This is a genomic window from Polaribacter cellanae (assembly GCF_017569185.1).
Taxonomy (GTDB): Bacteria; Bacteroidota; Bacteroidia; order Flavobacteriales; family Flavobacteriaceae; genus Polaribacter; species Polaribacter cellanae.
Map to the genome: position 1 here is coordinate 897,233 of NZ_CP071869.1, position 17,180 is coordinate 914,412.

The 17,180-nt window shown below is 28.9% G+C and carries 18 protein-coding genes; 14 read left to right on the plus strand and 4 right to left on the minus strand.

The genetic code is table 11. The features are described 5' to 3' along the window. Positions 1-3: 3 nt before the first annotated feature. Entirely contained in the window at positions 4-720 is a 717-nt protein-coding gene (locus J3359_RS04180; RefSeq protein WP_208079494.1) for a toxin-antitoxin system YwqK family antitoxin, read from the minus strand. 34 nt (positions 721-754) lie between these two features. Between J3359_RS04180 and J3359_RS04185 the strand changes: the two genes are divergently transcribed. The 8 genes from J3359_RS04185 to J3359_RS04220 all read left to right on the plus strand — a co-directional run bounded on the left by J3359_RS04185 (position 755) and on the right by J3359_RS04220 (position 8,655). Beyond that, complete coding sequence (locus J3359_RS04185) at positions 755-1,348, plus strand: HEAT-like fold family protein (protein WP_208079495.1); 594 nt, start codon at positions 755-757, stop codon at positions 1,346-1,348. Positions 1,349-1,748: 400 nt separating this feature from the next. Then, entirely contained in the window at positions 1,749-3,092 is a 1,344-nt protein-coding gene (gene purB, locus J3359_RS04190; protein WP_208079496.1) for an adenylosuccinate lyase, read from the plus strand. Positions 3,093-3,146: 54 nt separating this feature from the next. Continuing rightward, on the plus strand, positions 3,147-3,635 hold the full coding sequence (locus J3359_RS04195) for a hypothetical protein (protein ID WP_243765981.1): 489 nt from the start codon (positions 3,147-3,149) through the stop codon (positions 3,633-3,635). A gap of 1 nt (position 3,636) precedes the next feature. Continuing rightward, a complete protein-coding gene (locus J3359_RS04200; RefSeq protein ID WP_208079497.1) occupies positions 3,637-4,404 on the plus strand; it encodes a TerC family protein in 768 nt (255 codons plus the stop codon). Between the two features lie 37 nt (positions 4,405-4,441). Next, on the plus strand, positions 4,442-4,720 hold the full coding sequence (locus tag J3359_RS04205; protein WP_208079498.1) for a hypothetical protein: 279 nt from the start codon (positions 4,442-4,444) through the stop codon (positions 4,718-4,720). A 36-nt stretch (positions 4,721-4,756) separates the two neighbouring features. Then, entirely contained in the window at positions 4,757-7,162 is a 2,406-nt protein-coding gene (locus tag J3359_RS04210) for a TonB-dependent receptor (protein ID WP_208079499.1), read from the plus strand. A 10-nt stretch (positions 7,163-7,172) separates the two neighbouring features. Beyond that, entirely contained in the window at positions 7,173-7,745 is a 573-nt protein-coding gene (locus J3359_RS04215) for a type 1 periplasmic binding fold superfamily protein (RefSeq protein ID WP_243765982.1), read from the plus strand. Between the two features lie 145 nt (positions 7,746-7,890). After that, a complete protein-coding gene (locus J3359_RS04220) occupies positions 7,891-8,655 on the plus strand; it encodes a CDP-alcohol phosphatidyltransferase family protein (protein ID WP_208079500.1) in 765 nt (254 codons plus the stop codon). Here J3359_RS04220 and J3359_RS04225 read toward each other — a convergent pair. Continuing rightward, positions 8,652-9,947, minus strand: a complete 1,296-nt coding sequence (locus tag J3359_RS04225) for an MFS transporter (RefSeq protein ID WP_208079501.1) — start codon at positions 9,945-9,947, stop codon at positions 8,652-8,654. The genes J3359_RS04220 and J3359_RS04225 overlap by 4 nt on opposite strands. A 71-nt stretch (positions 9,948-10,018) precedes the next feature. Next, entirely contained in the window at positions 10,019-10,843 is an 825-nt protein-coding gene (locus J3359_RS04230) for a M48 family metallopeptidase (protein WP_208079502.1), read from the minus strand. 209 nt (positions 10,844-11,052) lie between these two features. Here J3359_RS04230 and msrB point away from each other — a divergent pair, with 209 nt between their 5' ends. The 6 genes from msrB to J3359_RS04260 all read left to right on the plus strand — a co-directional run bounded on the left by msrB (position 11,053) and on the right by J3359_RS04260 (position 15,722). After that, on the plus strand, positions 11,053-11,535 hold the full coding sequence (gene msrB, locus J3359_RS04235; protein WP_208079503.1) for a peptide-methionine (R)-S-oxide reductase MsrB: 483 nt from the start codon (positions 11,053-11,055) through the stop codon (positions 11,533-11,535). Positions 11,536-11,847: 312 nt separating this feature from the next. Next, on the plus strand, positions 11,848-12,372 hold the full coding sequence (locus tag J3359_RS04240) for a DinB family protein (RefSeq protein WP_208079504.1): 525 nt from the start codon (positions 11,848-11,850) through the stop codon (positions 12,370-12,372). 16 nt (positions 12,373-12,388) lie between these two features. Next, the gene (locus J3359_RS04245) at positions 12,389-12,829 is read left to right on the plus strand and encodes a hypothetical protein (RefSeq protein WP_208079505.1); all 441 of its coding nucleotides are present in this window, start codon (positions 12,389-12,391) and stop codon (positions 12,827-12,829) included. A 75-nt stretch (positions 12,830-12,904) separates the two neighbouring features. Then, entirely contained in the window at positions 12,905-14,233 is a 1,329-nt protein-coding gene (gene ffh, locus J3359_RS04250; protein ID WP_208079506.1) for a signal recognition particle protein, read from the plus strand. A gap of 96 nt (positions 14,234-14,329) precedes the next feature. Next, a complete protein-coding gene (gene folD, locus J3359_RS04255; RefSeq protein ID WP_208079507.1) occupies positions 14,330-15,205 on the plus strand; it encodes a bifunctional methylenetetrahydrofolate dehydrogenase/methenyltetrahydrofolate cyclohydrolase FolD in 876 nt (291 codons plus the stop codon). Between the two features lie 10 nt (positions 15,206-15,215). Beyond that, on the plus strand, positions 15,216-15,722 hold the full coding sequence (locus tag J3359_RS04260) for a hypothetical protein (protein WP_208079508.1): 507 nt from the start codon (positions 15,216-15,218) through the stop codon (positions 15,720-15,722). A gap of 309 nt (positions 15,723-16,031) precedes the next feature. Here the strand turns inward: J3359_RS04260 and J3359_RS04265 are convergent, their stop codons facing one another. Next, positions 16,032-17,066, minus strand: a complete 1,035-nt coding sequence (locus tag J3359_RS04265; RefSeq protein WP_208079509.1) for an AI-2E family transporter — start codon at positions 17,064-17,066, stop codon at positions 16,032-16,034. Positions 17,067-17,180: the final 114 nt, after the last annotated feature.

Sequence of the window (17,180 nt, forward strand, 5' to 3'; positions counted from 1 at the left end):
CATCTAATTATCTTTCTTTAAAATAAACTTTTTCTTCTTTTCTTTAAGCTCTTTTGCGGCTAATTCTCCATCTAAATAATACTCCCACTTTCCTACTCTTTTTCCGTCTTTATAGACGCCTTTCTCTTTTAGTTTTCCATTTAATTCGAAATACTTTGCAAGACCATTTTCTTTTCCATTTTTATATTCTACTTCTTCGATAAGATTTCCATTACTGGCATATTTACTGGTAGTTCCATGCAATTTTCCGTTTTTATAAACTGCAAATTCTGTTACTTGTCCATCTGGATAATATACCAATTGTTCTCCATGATATTCGCCATTTTTATTGTAATTTTCTTCGGCCATAATCGTTCCATCTGGGTAATAATATTTCCAGTTTCCAACTCTTGCTCTTTTGTTTAAAATACCTTCTGTTTTAATATTTCCTTTTAAGGTATAAAACTGAACAAATAAAGAGTCTGAATCGTGGAAAAAAGTTTTAATTATCGTTGGATGATTTGAATTTGTAATGTCGTAAAACTTAAAAACACCAACTTCTTTTCCATTTTCGAACTGCCCAGTATAACGAATTCTTTTATTTGGATAGTACTTTTTCCAAACTCCAGTTCGTTGTTTATTTTCGTTAAATTGATTTATTTTTTGCGACTGAACATCTTCACTTATAAAAAAACAAGCGAAAAATGCCAAAACAAAAAACAGTCTTTTTATATTTATCATTTCAATAGAATTTTAATACAAATATACATTAATAGTGCCAAAATCAAATCTTCTTTATATAACAGAACAACTTAATAATATAGAAAACGCTAAAAGAGAAAACCGACAAAGGGTTGCAAATATTGTATTAGAAAATAGAAATTTATTTAAAGAATTGGTTTCTATAACTTTTGATGTTGATAATAAGGTGTCCATAAAAGCGGCTTGGATATTAGAATGGATTTGTACACACCATCAATTAAATTGGATCCTTCCTCATTTAGATGAGTTTTCATCAAAAATTAATACGTTAAAATTCGATAGTGCCATTAGACCTTGTGCTAAAATTTGTGAACATTTAGCCACTGCTTATTATACAAAAACGGATAATGATATCAAAAAAAATCTAACCATAAAACATATAGATGCAATCGTAGAAACCGGTTTCGATTGGTTAATAACACCACAAAAAATTGCAGTAAGAGCATACACCATGAACACTTTATACCTTTTTGGTTTAGAAAAAGGTTGGATTCATCCAGAATTAAAACACCTAATTGAAACCAAAATTATTCACGAAAGTAAAGGTACAAAAGCACGAGGAAAGCATATTATAGACTTGATAGAAAAACATCAAAAAATACAATAAATGTTAATTTAAAATTGATTTATAAATACCCTTAACTTATTTTACCACAAAAAAGCAATAGAAAACATAGCCAATCTTTATGCTAAATATTTAAATTTTACGTCTCTGCAACTTTACCAAAAATTATTTACGTAATAATCCGTGAAAATCTGTGAAATCTGTGTCTTTATAATTTTATACAATATTATTAGAGTAACATAAAAATGTATACAAATCTAATATTTAGTGTAATTCGTGCAATCTGTGTTTTATTTTTCAATCAAATTTTATAGAATAATTCGTGAATTCGTGGCATTTTATCCACAAAATCTAAAAATAAATATTCCCTCGAAAAACATGAAAAATCACTAAAATAAATGTCTTTTAATCCTTATTTTTGTCGCTTACAATTCAACAAAAAATGAACTTAACACAACTAAATGCCATCTCTCCTATTGATGGAAGATACAGAGGTAAAATTGAGAAATTAGCCAATTATTTTTCTGAAGAAGCTTTAATAAAATACAGAGTTTTAGTAGAAGTAGAATATTTTATTGCGCTTTGCGAAGTGCCTCTTCCGCAATTAGCCGATTTTAATACTTCTCTTTTTGAAGATTTAAGAAATATTTACAAGAACTTTACAGCAGAAGATGCTCAAAAAATAAAAGATATCGAAAAAGTAACCAACCACGATGTAAAAGCGGTTGAGTATTTTATCAAAGAAAAATTCGATGCTTTAAATTTACAGAAGTTTAAAGAATTTATTCATTTTGGTTTAACTTCTCAAGATATAAACAACACTGCAATTCCGCTTTCTATAAAAGAAGCGATGAATGCTGTTTTCGTACCACAATATTTCGAAGTCTTAGAGAAATTACAAGAATTAGTTATTGAATGGAAAGACATTTCTATGTTGGCAAGAACGCATGGACAACCAGCTTCTCCTACAAGATTAGGAAAAGAAATAGATGTTTTTGTGGTTCGTTTAAAAGAACAATTCAATTTATTAAACGACATACCAAGTGCTGCAAAATTTGGTGGAGCAACTGGTAATTATAATGCTCATAAAGTTGCATACCCAAATATCGATTGGAAAGAATTTGGTAGTAATTTTGTGCAAGAAAAGTTGGGTTTACAACATTCTTTTCCAACAACACAGATAGAACATTACGATCATATGGCTGCTTTGTTCGATAGTTTAAAACGTATAAACACCATTATTATCGATTTAAATAGAGATTTCTGGACCTATGTTTCTATGGATTATTTTAAACAAAAAATTAAGGCTGGCGAAGTTGGCTCTTCTGCAATGCCACACAAAGTAAATCCTATTGATTTCGAAAATTCTGAAGGGAATTTAGGAATTGCAAATGCTATTTTCGAACATCTTTCTGCAAAATTACCAATTTCTCGTTTACAGAGAGATTTAACTGATAGTACCGTTTTACGAAATGTTGGTGTTCCTTTTGGACATACAATTATCGGTTTTACTTCAACTTTAAAAGGTTTAAATAAATTATTGTTAAACAAAGAAAAGTTCGAACAAGATTTAGAAAACAATTGGGCTGTGGTTGCAGAAGCAATTCAAACAATTTTAAGACGCGAAGCTTACCCAAACCCATATGAAGCATTAAAAGGATTAACCAGAACAAACGAGAAAATAAACCAGAATTCAATTGCTAATTTTATTGATACTTTAGAGGTTTCTAATGAAATTAAGACTGAATTAAAAGCGATTACGCCTGCCAATTATACTGGGATATAGTTGAGTTGGAAGTTGGAAGTTGGAAGTTGGAAGTAATTTAAAAAATTAAGAAGAATGAATTCTATAAAAAAAAATAAAAGTTGGACTTTGGAAGTTGGAAATTGGAAACGTTTTTTTAACATACATATTTCAATCTTCGTACTTATTGCTTCAGTATTTATTCTATTTTCTTGTAAATCTGAAATTAAAGACAATTCAGATAAATTTAAAATAGGTGTTTTTGAAATTCCTGCTGGAGATGGTTATGGAAAAACAACTATTACAAGAATAGATAGCCTTCAAATTGAAGAATATGAGAAGATAATTAGTGTTTCAAACGATTCTACAATATCAGAAAAAAGAATAAAACACATTGATACTTTATACATTAAATGGAAAAATAATTTCTTTTACACCTTAAGAATGAAATCTCCTAAAAAAGAGATGGACAAAGACCCTATTTATGTACAAATTACCAAAGTAACAGATACTTCTTACGATTTTACCGCCAAAATAGGATTCAGTAAATTTAAACAAGATGGCACTGTTTTTAAAGTAAAATAAAATGGAAATATTTTTACATGCAGATACTTGGGTTGCACTGTTAACCTTAACATTTCTGGAAATAATATTAGGAATCGATAATATTATTTTTATTTCTATTGCTGCCAATAAATTACCTGAAAATCAAGTTAAAAAAGCCACTATTTTAGGTTTGGCTTTGGCAATGATTACCAGAATTATTTTGCTTTTTGGTGTTTCTTATTTAATTGCTTTAAAAGATCCGTTTTTAAAAATCGATACTGGTTGGTTTAAAACAGGGCTAACAGGACAAAGCATTATTTTATTTCTTGGAGGTCTTTTCCTTTTATACAAAAGTACCAAAGAAATTAGAGAAAAAATGGAAAATACCAATAAAGACGAAGTCTTAAAATCTCCCAAAAAGATTTCTTTTACCAATGTAATTATTCAAATTATATTAATTGATATTGTTTTTTCTTTCGATAGTATTTTAACAGCTGTTGGTATGACGAATGGCGTGGATGGTGCATTAATAATTATGGTTATTGCTGTAATTGTTTCTATTTTAATTATGATGGTTTTCGCAAATCCAATTAGTAATTTTGTAAATAGAAACCCAACCATACAAATGTTGGCATTATCTTTTTTAATTTTAATTGGTTTTATGTTAATAACAGAAGGTGCACATTTATCGCATACTGAAATTTTTAACAAAACTGTAGGTGCAATTCCTAAAGGATATTTGTACTTTGCGATCGCATTTTCTTTAGGTGTAGAAATGCTGAATTTAAGAATCAGAAAAAAGAAGTAATATCAAAAAATTACAAAAATATATAGGAATTTTTCTATTGATAGTTTTTTTACTACCAATAGCAGTAAATTCTGTGCATGATTTTTTAGAACACGAACATAAAGTTTGTATTTCTAAAGTAGAAAGCCATGTGCATAAAAAAGATATCGATTGTAACTTACATCTATTAAAACAAGGAAATACTTTTTTGGTTGAACATAATTTTGAAGTTCTTTTAAATACAGTTCAATTAGAAGTAAATTTTCCACAATACAATTTTAAAAGAAATCACCTTCAACTATCATTTTCGTTAAGAGGTCCACCTTCTGTAATTTAAATTAAGTCTATTAATTTGAATTATAAAAACAAAAAAATGATAAAACAATTTTGTTTTTGTGTATTTGTATGTTGTATTTACACAACTACAATTGCACAAAACTGTAAGTACTCTTTAAAAGGGAAAATTACCGATTTTCACGACAACTCAACCATTGTTGGAGCATCTATACAAATAGAAAATAGCAACAGATTTACAACCACTAATTTTGATGGCGAATTTGAGTTTAAAAATATTTGTAAAGGAAAATATACCTTAATTGTAAAGCATATTGCTTGTGAAACTAAAAGAATATCAATATTTGTAAATAAAAATACTTATAAAGATATTTTCTTAGAGCACCATATAGAAGAGCTTAATAATATTGAGGTAAAAGCAGATATTAAAACTGAAAAAACGAGTATTGAAACAACACTTGAAAAAACAGTTTTAGAGGATTTTTCCGATAAATCTTTAGGTGATGCTTTGAATACTATAAGTGGTGTTTCTTCTTTAAATACTGGAAGTACCATTGTAAAACCTATGATTAATGGGTTGCATAGTAGCAGGCTTTTAATTATAAATAATAATGTTAGAATGTTTGACCAAGAATGGGGAGAAGAACATGCACCAAATATTGATGTAAATGCATCTGGCAGAATAGATGTTATTAAGGGTGCAAATACGTTAAAATACGGAAGTGATGCAATTGGAGGCTTAATTTTAATTCAACCCGAAAGGTATGCCTCAAAAGACAGTATTTTTGGGAGCACTTCAGCTTCATTTAATAGTAATGGTTTGGGCGGAAACATAAATACCGAAGTTGTAAAAACTTACAAATCTGGCTTTTACGCAAAGCTACAATCCAATTACAAACAATTTGGAGATTTTAAAGCACCAGATTATTATCTTACAAATACTGGGTTAAAAAACTTTAATGCATCTGTAGCTGTTGGAAAGAATGGTTATGAAAAAGGATTTAATGCATTTTATAGTTTTGTTAGCAACGAGTTTGCAATTTTACAATCTTCACATATAGGTAATGTAAATGATTTGGTAAACGCTATTAATAGCAAGGAACCAAGAGTTAAAGAAAGTTTTTCTTATAACATAAATTTTCCTCGCCAATCTATTACACATCATTTAGGAAGGATTGAAGCTTATAAACGTTTTAAAGATTTAGGTAAATTATCTGTTCAGTACGATTTTCAAGTTAATAGACGAAAAGAATTCGATTCAAGAAGAGGAGACAGAAGTAATACACCTGTTGTAGATTTAAGATTGTTTACCAATAGTATTCAATCTAATTTTCACATAAATTATTTTGAAAATTTTAAAATTAACACAGGTTTATTGGTACGTTATCAACAAAACGATGCTGTTACAGGCACAGGAACAAAGCCTTTAATTCCAGATTTTGTTAAATATGATTTTGGAGTGTACACAACAGGTAGTTATAATTTAAGTGATACATCAGAATTAAGTGCAGGTTTTAGATATGATTTTTCGAGAATTAAAGCAAGAAAACGATACAATGTAACTGACTGGAATGAAACTTATAATTATGACGAGTTGTTTCCAGAATTTGAAACAGGTACAATAGATGGAGTAAAAATTTTAACCAAACCCAAATTCACATTTCATAATATTTCTGCAAGTTTAGGTTATACAAAGAAATTTGAAAACAATTTATCCTTATTCATAAATTATGGTTTGGCAAGTAGAATTCCAAATCCATCAGAATTATTTAGTGATGGTTTGCATCATAGTGCCGCAAGAATTGAAACTGGTTTGTTAACGATGAAAAAAGAAGTTGCCAATAAATTTGCAATTTCTCTTGAGAAACAAAACGATAATTTTGGTTTTGTAATCGGCCCATATTACAAGCACATTAATGGTTTTATTCAACTAATTCCAAAAGGAATTACAACTACAATTAGAGGCGCATTTCCTGTTTGGGAATACGAACAAACAAATGCCAATATTTTTGGAATTGATATAGATGTGAATAAAAAAATTAGTGAATCTTTTAATTATAATGGGCAGGTTAGTTTAATTCAAGGTAATAACTTATTAGAAGATATTCCATTGATACACATGCCTTCAACCAATTTTGGCAATACAATTACGTACAGAAATCAAAAACTGAATCAATTATCAATAAGTTTACATCAAAATACGGTTTTGCAACAAGACAAGTTTCCAAATTATAACTTTTTTACATTTAACCCAATAACACAAAAAGATGTGTTTGTAGATATTAGTTCTACACCAGCTGCGTACACTCTATTCAATATACAAACATCTGCAGTTTTTAAAGCCTTTAAAAAAGGAGATTTAAAAATTGCATTTAATATTAACAATCTTTTTAATGTTTCTTACAGAAATTATTTAAACCGATTTAGATATTTTACGGATGAGTTAGGCAGAAATTTTAACATAAAAATTAAATTAAATTATTAAATCAAATATTATGAAAACAATTAAAACAATGAAAACAATGAAAACAATTAAATTATTGGCATTATTAGTAGTAACATCTATAGCATTTACAAGTTGTTCAAAAGATGATAATGGTCCTGAAAATGAAGAAGAATTAATTACAAACGTAACCTACACACTTACAAATGGTAACAATGTAGTTACTTTGGCTTTTGAGGATTTAGATGGAGAAGGAGGTAAAGCAGGAACATATTCAATCTCTGGACCTTTAAAAGCAAATACTACTTACACAGGAGTTATTAAATTAGAAAATAAGACAGAAAAACCTGCTGAAGACATTACTTTAGAAGTTAAAAAAGAAAATGATGAACATGAGTTTTTCTATACATCAAGTATTTCTGGAATAACAATTAAAAAAACAGATGTTGATCGTAACAATAATCCTTTAGGAATTAAAAGTACCTTAACTACAGCTGCTGCAGGTTCTGGTTCTATTACTATTATCTTAAAACATAAACCAAAAAAACCTAACAGTGGTAAAGCATCTGAAGCAGGAGGAAGTACAGATGTAGAAGTTGCTTTTAAAAATGTAACTATTAAATAAAAAGTAATTCTTTAGTAAAGGGTCTAAAATTATATAATTTTAGACTCTTTTTTTATATCCTTTTTTATATTTTTACGTGAATAAAATAGTGCTGTTTTATAACTTTATAATGTGATAAAAATGCTCTTAATTCAAAAGCATTTTTATGTCGAAAATACCAAAAAAACATCAATTTATAGATTTATCGGATTATGGGAGACCAATTGCTAAGATTATTGCAAACACCTTAAAAAATACCTCTTTTACTCCTATTCATGTAACTATTGCCTTTGTAGTTTCTGGTTTTATCGGTGTTTTTTGCATTGTAAAAGGTTATTATTGGTTAGCTGCCTTTTTCTTTATTTTAAAATCTATTTTAGATGCTGCAGATGGCGAGCTTGCCAGAATAAAAGAAACGCCTTCTTACACAGGCAGGTTTTTAGATTCTGTTTCCGATATTATTTTAAACTTTATTATTTTTATTACACTTTGGCAATTGACAGAAATTAGTATTTGGTGGACTTTACTCGCTTTTTTCGGAATTCAATTACAAGGAACTTTGTACAATTACTATTATGTAATTTTAAGAAATCGTTTCGAAGGCGATACCACAAGTAGAATTTTTGAAAACTCCACCCCTATTGCTTTAACAGGAGAAAAGCAAAAACATGTAAATACGCTCTACTTTATTTACAAAGCTTTATATGGTATTTTTGATGAAATAATTTATGCTTTAGACAGAAATGCACCAAAAGGAAAACCATTTCCTAATTGGTTAATGTCTTTGGTTTCTACTTTTGGTTTAGGTTTTCAATTATTAATAATTAGTCTCTTTTTGGTTTTAGGCATAAAAGAAATTATTATTCCTTTTTTTATTGCATATTCTGGAATGATTTTCGTTTTTATATTGATAAGGAAAGTGTTTTATTAATACACATATTCTGTCTTCTTTAACCTACTTAAAACAATAAAAGAAGCAACAAAAAATAATGCCAAAGAAAGCACACTCCATTGCATAGATTCTGTTAAATAAATTAAGAATCCAAACACAAAAGTTCCTAAAACAATCGCTATTTTTTCAGTTACATCGTAAAAACTAAAAAAGGTAGCATTGTCATACGTTTTTGGTAATAATTTAGAATATGTAGATCTTGTAAGCGATTGTATTGCGCCTAAAACCAAACCTAAAAGACCTCCTAAACAGTAAAAATAAATATCTACATTAGGTAAGTTTTTTTCTAATAGAAAAGCACTAAAACAAACTAAAATCCAAATTATTAAAGTTATTTTTAATGCTTTAATATTTCCATATTTTTCAGAAATATTGGTGAAAATTTTCGCTCCTAAAATTGCCACAATTTGTATTAGTAAAACAGTTATAATTAAATTCATGGTATCTAAACCTAACTCCGACTTTCCAAAAATTGTAGCTAATAAAATAATGGTTTGTACTCCAACACTTAGTAAGAAAAAAGCGACTAAAAAATTTCTTAATGTTGGGTAGTTTTTTAATTCAATCCATACTTTTTTTAACTCCTTAAAACCTTTCCAGATGTAATCTTTCTCTGGCTTTCTATTGTGCACATTGTTAGGTAATTTTTTAAAAGTAATTTGTGCAAAACCAATCCACCAAAGTCCCACCATTACAAAAGAATAACGCATCATGGTTAGTTTTATAGCATCATCTGATTGAGACATAATCATCGCTAAACTTATTATTAGTAATATTACAGAACCCACATAGCCATAAATAAAACCCTTTGCACTTGCTTTATCTTGTTGATGTGGATGTGCAACTTCAGGCAAATAAGAATTGTAAAAAACGATACTCGACCAAAAACCAACACTTGCCAAAACTGTACAAATAATTCCTACCCAAGCAGTCGTTAAATCTTTAAAAAAAAACATACTCATTACAGAGAGACCTCCCAACCAACAGAAAAACTTCATAAACTTTAGTTTATTTCCTGTATAATCTGCAATTGCAGATAAAATTGGCGACATAAATGCAACTATTAAAAAGGAAAAAGACAAAGCATAACTGTATAAAGTGTCTGGATAATCCCATTTCATTCCTAATAAATAAACTGTTTTTCCGTCTGTAATTGCACTGTAAAACAATGGAAAAACTGCTGTACTAATTACTAAAGAATATACTGAATTCGCCCAATCGTAAAATGCCCAAGCGTTTATTAATTTTTTATCTCCTATTTTTAGTTTCATAATTATCTAAAAAAATGCCGTTCAAATATTCTTTTTTTTTGAACGGCATACAATATAGTAAAAGTTTTCTTCTATTGCCTTATAGTAGCGTTTCCAGTTCTATTAAATTTTTCTGCATACTTTTTAGCAGTTGGTAAATATGTTCTTAAATCTCTAATTCTTGAAGCATTTGTTGGATGTGTGCTTAAAATTTCTAGACCTTGCTTTCCTCCTTTTCTATGGCTCATTCGTACCCAAACTTCTGCAGCTTCAGCACCATTATAGCCAGCCATAATCATAAAAACCAAACCTAATCTATCTGCTTCTTGCTCGTGAGTTCTACTAAATTTTAACATTCCTAAACCAGAACCAATACCAAAGGCTGTATTCCAAATTTGTTGAGACTGTTTACTTTTTCCAGAAGTTCCTAAAGCAACTGCCAAACCTCCTATTTGTTGCAATTGTCCTTGAGACATTCTTTCTTGACCATGTTTTGCAAACGCGTGTGCAATCTCATGCCCCATTACTGCTGCAACACCATCTTCATTTGCGCAAATTGGCATGATACCTGTGTAAAAAACAACTTTTCCTCCAGGCATACACCAAGCATTTACTGTTTTATCTTCAATTAAATTAAATTCCCACCTATAAGAATTTGCTTCTTCCACCATATTATTTGCACGCATAAAACGATCTACAGCTGCAGAAATATTTTTACCAACGGTTTTTACTTGATTGGTCATTTCGCGATTATTAGATATTTTATTTTCTTCTAAAAATCCTTTATACTTTGCAAAACTGGCAGGTAAAACTTGCGAATCACTTACAAAATTAATTCTATTTCTTCCAGTAATTGGTACTTTAGAACATTCTGTAAGTAAAAAAACAGTTAATAATAGAATTGCTATTTTTTTCATTTCTGTATGTTTTTAGTTTTTAACAATGGCAATTTATTCATTTTATACTAAAAAAATGAACTCTATACGAAATTAAAATATCTTATTTGAAAAAAAACTATGAATATTTATGATTAAATTTGTTAGTTTTCAATAAAAAAACGTCTTATTTTATGAGGTTTGTTTAGATTATTCTTATAAAACCTAAATTTTAAAATTAAAAATATATTATGAAAAAAATACTTGGTTTATTATTAATAACATTATTTATAGGCTGCTCTAGCAACGCACAATCTGCCAAAAAAAATAAAAAAAATTACAAAATTTCTAAAACTGAAGCCGAATGGAAAAAACAACTTTCGGAACAAGAATTTTACGTTTTAAGACAAGCAGGAACAGAAAGAGCATTTACAAGTCCATTAAACAAAGAATATAGAAAGGGAACTTTTGTTTGTGCTGCGTGTAATACACCTCTATATAAATCCGAGCATAAATTCGATTCTGGAACTGGATGGCCTTCTTTTGACAGAGCTATAAAAGGAAATGTAGAATTAGACGTAGATTATAAAATAGGCTATGCAAGAACGGAATTAAAATGTAATACTTGTGGTGGACATTTAGGGCATTCTTTTGATGATGGCCCAGAAAATACAACAGGAAAACGACACTGTATAAATGGAGTCGCTTTAAAGTTTATACCTGAAAATAAATAGAGATTTTAAGATATAAATTTCTACAAATTTAGATGATTTTTCTAAATTATTTTATGAGGTAAATTTTAATTAAAAAAGAGTTAACGTTTTCAAGTCTTTTTTTGCGAAATAAACGATATTTTATCTTTTTTTAAATCTTATTTTTTCTTTGAAATAGTTATTATCGGCTCTATGTTGATTTGAGTGGGTAAATTAAAAAATCTTAAGTTTTCTATAAAAAATGTATCCTTTTTATTTGAAATTAAATTCATTTTGTTTTTTAACTACTTATAAATCAATTTTTATTACATTTAAAATGTAATACAACTGAAAATGAATAAAGACGCTATTGTAGATTTATTGGAAGAAAAACATAGTAATTTGTTAGAATGGCTAAACAAACAACCGGAAGAGCTTTGGGAAAAAGGTCCTGAAGGAAAATGGACGACAGCCCAACAAGTACAACATTTAGTAGATAGTTTGCAACTATTAAATAATGTTTTAAGTTACCCTCGTTTTTTTCTAAAACATAAATTTGGCACTTGTAACAGAGAAACCAGAGATTATGATGCGATTGTAAAAAATTATCAAAAAAAGTTAATGAAAAACAAAGAAACAGCAGTTGCTTTTAATAAAAAATTGAAAAAACCATTATTAAAAAATAGAAAGAGGTTGCTAAATAGACTTCAAATTCAGCAAAAAAAATTACAATACAAAATACGAAAAATTAGTGATTTAAATTTAGATACTTTGGTAATTCCACATCCATTAATGGGAAAAATGACCATTCGTGAAATTATTATGTGGACAGCTCATCACACAGAACATCACACAAACATTTTAAAAGAAAAATACTAAGAAATGTTGTTTTAGAATGAAAAATATTATTGCAAAACCACACCTTTTCTTCTTTGGGCTTACAATTTCTTTTTTTATTTTAGGTTTTTTAAATAGAGAAATTACTATCGATATTAACATTTATGCTACTTACTATGTAACAACAATCGATTTTTGGTTTTACATCTCTGCTGTTTTTTTCTTTTTAATAGGTTTTAATTATTTCTCTTTGGCTTGGGCAGAAAAAACACCCAAAAAATGGTTAACGATTACTCATATTTCTCTACAAACAATCTCCCTATTATTATTGTTAACCAAACAAAATTGGAATTGGATTGGAAAAGAAAATCTACAAGAACTCCCTATTTTTAATAATAATGCACAATTAATAATAGCAATTTCAATAAGTATCTTTATTTTTTCTGTATTTATTCATTTAGTAAACTTCTTTACAAGCCTATTTTTAAAGAAAACATGATAAAAACCTCCATTTTTCAACATAAAAATTCTTCTAAATTCCTATATTTGTGCTTCCAAAAAAAAGACACAAATTATGTTTAATAATTTAAGCGATAAATTAGATAAAGCCTTACACACCTTAAAAGGGCATGGTAAAATTACAGAAGTTAATGTTGCAGAAACACTAAAAGAAGTTCGAAGAGCCTTATTAGATGCCGATGTAAATTTTAAAATTGCCAAGGATTTTACCAAAAGAGTACAAACCAAAGCTTTAGGCCAAGATGTATTAACTACATTAAATCCTGGACAATTAATGGTTAAGTTGGTTAAAGACGAACTAACCAAATTAATGGGGGGCGAAACTGTTGGTATTAATTTAGGAGGTTCGCCAACGGTAATTTTAATGTCTGGTTTACAAGGTTCTGGTAAAACTACTTTTTCTGGAAAATTGGCAAACTTCTTAAAAACTAAAAAAACAAAACAAGTTCTTTTAGTAGGTTGTGATGTTTACAGACCAGCCGCAATAAACCAATTACAAGTTGTTGGAGAACAAATTGGTGTAGAAGTGTATGCAGAAGTTGGCAATAATAATCCTGTAGAAATCTCTAAAAACGCTATTGCCCACGCAAAAGCCAATGGAAAAAATGTGGTGATTATTGATACTGCAGGACGTTTAGCTGTTGATGAAGAAATGATGACAGAGATTTCGAACATTCACAAAGCAATTGAGCCACAAGAAACACTATTTGTTGTAGATTCTATGACTGGGCAAGATGCTGTAAATACAGCCAAAGCTTTTAACGATATTTTAAATTTTGATGGAGTTATACTTACAAAATTAGATGGAGATACACGTGGTGGAGCTGCATTATCTATAAAATCTGTCGTAGACAAACCAATTAAATTTATTGGTACTGGAGAGAAAATGGATGCGATAGATATCTTTCACCCAGATAGAATGGCAGACAGAATCCTAGGAATGGGAGATGTTATTTCTTTGGTGGAAAGAGCACAAGACCAATATGATGAGGAGGAAGCAAGAAAACTACAAAAGAAAATTGCTAAAAATCAGTTTGGTTTTGACGATTTCTTAAACCAAATTCAGCAAATAAAAAAAATGGGAAGCATGAAAGACCTTATGGGCATGATTCCTGGAGCTGGAAAAGCGTTAAAAGATGTAGATATCGATGATGATGCTTTTAAAGGAATTGAAGCTATTATTCATTCGATGACTCCTTCTGAAAGAAGCACACCATCCACTATAAATTCAAGCAGAAAAAAGAGAATTGCCAAAGGTTCTGGAACCTCTATCCAAGAAGTAAACCAGTTAATGAAACAATTCAACCAAATGAGTAAAATGATGAAGATGATGCAAGGTGGTGGAGGTAAAAAGATGATGCAAATGATGAAAGGAATGAAGTAAGTTTTAGTAGGCAGTATTCAGTTGGCTGTTTTCAGTTGGCAGTTGCAGTCTCTTTTTAAATTTTAAAACTAAAAAAATAGCCAATATTAATATAGTATGACAATTTTAGACGGTAAAAAAACAGCAGCAGATATTAAAGAAGAATTGGCTTTAGAAGTCGCTGAACTTCGAAATAGAGATAAAAAAATTCCTCATTTAGCCGCTATAATTGTTGGTAATGATGGTGCAAGTTTAACGTATGTAAATGCAAAAGTAAAAGCTTGTGAACGTGTGGGTTTCGAATCTACTTTAATAAGATTACCAGAAGATACAACAGAAGAAGATTTATTAAACGAAATTAATATCTTAAATGTCGATACAGATATCGATGGTTTTATAGTACAGCTTCCATTACCAAGACATATAGACGAACAAAAAATATTAATGGCTGTAGATCCTGATAAAGATGTGGATGGGTTTCACCCAACAAATGTTGGAAAAATGGCATTAAACCTACCTACTTTTATTTCTGCAACACCTTTTGGTATTTTAGAATTGTTAGATAGATATAATGTGGAAACTTCTGGAAAGCATGTTGTTGTTTTAGGAAGAAGCCATATTGTAGGAAGTCCAATGAGTATTTTACTTTCACAAAAAAGAAAAGTAGGAAATGCTACTGTTACCATGTGTCATAGTAGAACTAAAAACCTAAAAAACATTACTTTACAAGCAGATATTATTGTAGCAGCAATTGGTATTCCAGAATTTTTAAAAGCAGATATGGTTAAAGAAGATGTTACTGTTATTGATGTAGGTATTACAAGAATGGCAGACTCTTCTAAGAAAAATGGTTTTAGATTAGTAGGAGATGTTGCTTTTAAAGAAGTCTCTGAAAAAGCAAGTTTTATTACTCCTGTTCCTGGAGGAGTTGGACCAATGACAATTGCTATGTTGCTAAAAAATACTTTGTTGGCTTGTGAGAGAAGATCTTAAAAAATAATTAATGAATAATATATCAAAATTTGAAAAAATTGGAGCTAAAACAGCCTTGTTAATTGGAGCATCAATTGGTTTAGTTTTTTTATACTATGTTATCTATTTCTCTTTATTTCCAATGCTCGATTTTGGTATTGCAACTATTAACGGAAATATATTTTGGAATCTATTAATTTCTTTAGGTCTTATTCCATTTACTTTCATATTACTTTTATGGAAAGGAGGTAGAAAAATAACTCACTATATTTCTAATGGATTTTCAGAAATAAAATCTAGTTTTTTCTTTACACTTTTTATAAATATTAGGTTATTTTCATTAATTGGTTTTATATTTATATTTGGAACTCTAATAAAAACTTGGAAAGATGAAAATGTTTTAGGTGTTTTTACGAGTTTACTTATTAGTTTAAGCTTAACAACAATATTTTTCTTAATTTCAACGCTCTTTACAGTATTTACAATTGGACTTTTAATTGTAAATATTACACATAAAAGAATTTTAAAAATCACTTAATTAAAAGTATTAAACCTATAGCTATTATGACAAAGAATAGAATTGTTAGGAATTTCTACGAGTACATTCAAATATTTTTTGGCATTATGCTCGCCAGTATTGGTTTAATTTCTATTACCTAACGAATTTTTAGGTGGTGGTTACAGGAATTGCAATTCTTGTAAAAATACAAGTAGATATTAGCATGTCTATTTATACATTCCATTATTTATAACTACAATTTGCAAGATTACTTTTCTTTCGTCATTCATACTCAAAAGAAAATAATTTAAATAATTGATAATAAAACAGCAACACATCTAACTCACGTTATAAAGTAGATTCTTCAGAAACTTGTTGTTGTCCAAATTCTTTTCTATAAATTCTAACAATTACTAAAAATAAACTAATTAGTAAAGGACCAAAAATAAGACCAATAAAACCAAACAAAGGAACTCCTACAATTACTCCAATTAATGTAATTAATGGATGTACATTGTCTAATTTTCTTAGTAAAAACAATCTTATAATATTATCTGTAGAACCAACTACTACTAAACCGTAAATTAAAATTCCCCAAGCAGAAAATTCATTTCCAGAAGCCATTGTTAAAATAAATACAGGTATTATACCTATTAAGGTTCCAATAAACGGAATCATAGAACCTACTGTTACGATAGTAAACCAAAAGAAAGGCTCTTTTATTCCAAATATTAAAAAACCAATTAATGCAATAATACCCTGTGCAACTGCTACTAAAGGAATTCCTAATGCATTCGAACGGACCATTGCTTGCGATTCTTTGCCAATTATTTTTAAATTCTTCTCGCTAATTGGTATGTATTGGTACAAAGAATCTCTTAATTGAGATCTATTGGTAAACATATAATACAATAAGAAATACATAATTCCTACAGAAATAAAAATATTAAAGGTACTACCTGCAACACCTTCTAAATTATTCGTTATAAAACTAGAAACTTCCGAAACGTTTATCTTAGAGCCTAAATCGTATCCAAATTTGTCTTCAATTTTACCAAATTGGTCTTTAATAACCTGCATTACTTGTTCGGAATTACTTACAGCATCGCCTATTTTATTCCCCAACATTAAAACAATTCCTGTTACTGGTAATAAAATACAAACAAAGGAAACAACCATTAAAAAAGCAGCTGCCAAATCTGGATGCCACTTTTTTCGAACCAAATAAATCATCCATTTTCTTAATAGTACATAAATAGTGATGGCTCCTAAAACCCCAGATAAGTAGGGCATCATTTCTCTAAAAATGAGAATTCCAATAAATAAAATTAATAACAAAACAAAAACTTGTCTTATTATTTTGGGAGCGATGGTATTTGACATAAATTTTTTTGTTGCAATTTATTAAAAATAGTCTTTTAAAATGAATACAATCCATTTTTATATGGACTTATATAAAAACAATAATTTTCTATCAATTAAATCCTGTCAATTGCG

What these genes read in the sequence shown, in the direction of transcription:
- J3359_RS04180 (WP_208079494.1), bottom strand. Translation starts at nt 720, where the DNA reads ATGATAAATATAAAAAGACTGTTTTTTGTTTTGGCATTTTTCGCTTGT.
- purB (WP_208079496.1), top strand. Translation starts at nt 1,749, where the DNA reads ATGAACTTAACACAACTAAATGCCATCTCTCCTATTGATGGAAGATAC.
- J3359_RS04195 (WP_243765981.1), top strand. Translation starts at nt 3,147, where the DNA reads ATGAATTCTATAAAAAAAAATAAAAGTTGGACTTTGGAAGTTGGAAAT.
- J3359_RS04200 (WP_208079497.1), top strand. Translation starts at nt 3,637, where the DNA reads ATGGAAATATTTTTACATGCAGATACTTGGGTTGCACTGTTAACCTTA.
- J3359_RS04210 (WP_208079499.1), top strand. Translation starts at nt 4,757, where the DNA reads ATGATAAAACAATTTTGTTTTTGTGTATTTGTATGTTGTATTTACACA.
- J3359_RS04215 (WP_243765982.1), top strand. Translation starts at nt 7,173, where the DNA reads ATGAAAACAATTAAAACAATGAAAACAATGAAAACAATTAAATTATTG.
- J3359_RS04220 (WP_208079500.1), top strand. Translation starts at nt 7,891, where the DNA reads ATGTCGAAAATACCAAAAAAACATCAATTTATAGATTTATCGGATTAT.
- J3359_RS04225 (WP_208079501.1), bottom strand. Translation starts at nt 9,947, where the DNA reads ATGAAACTAAAAATAGGAGATAAAAAATTAATAAACGCTTGGGCATTT.
- J3359_RS04230 (WP_208079502.1), bottom strand. Translation starts at nt 10,843, where the DNA reads ATGAAAAAAATAGCAATTCTATTATTAACTGTTTTTTTACTTACAGAA.
- msrB (WP_208079503.1), top strand. Translation starts at nt 11,053, where the DNA reads ATGAAAAAAATACTTGGTTTATTATTAATAACATTATTTATAGGCTGC.
- J3359_RS04240 (WP_208079504.1), top strand. Translation starts at nt 11,848, where the DNA reads ATGAATAAAGACGCTATTGTAGATTTATTGGAAGAAAAACATAGTAAT.
- J3359_RS04245 (WP_208079505.1), top strand. Translation starts at nt 12,389, where the DNA reads ATGAAAAATATTATTGCAAAACCACACCTTTTCTTCTTTGGGCTTACA.
- ffh (WP_208079506.1), top strand. Translation starts at nt 12,905, where the DNA reads ATGTTTAATAATTTAAGCGATAAATTAGATAAAGCCTTACACACCTTA.
- folD (WP_208079507.1), top strand. Translation starts at nt 14,330, where the DNA reads ATGACAATTTTAGACGGTAAAAAAACAGCAGCAGATATTAAAGAAGAA.
- J3359_RS04260 (WP_208079508.1), top strand. Translation starts at nt 15,216, where the DNA reads ATGAATAATATATCAAAATTTGAAAAAATTGGAGCTAAAACAGCCTTG.
- J3359_RS04265 (WP_208079509.1), bottom strand. Translation starts at nt 17,066, where the DNA reads ATGTCAAATACCATCGCTCCCAAAATAATAAGACAAGTTTTTGTTTTG.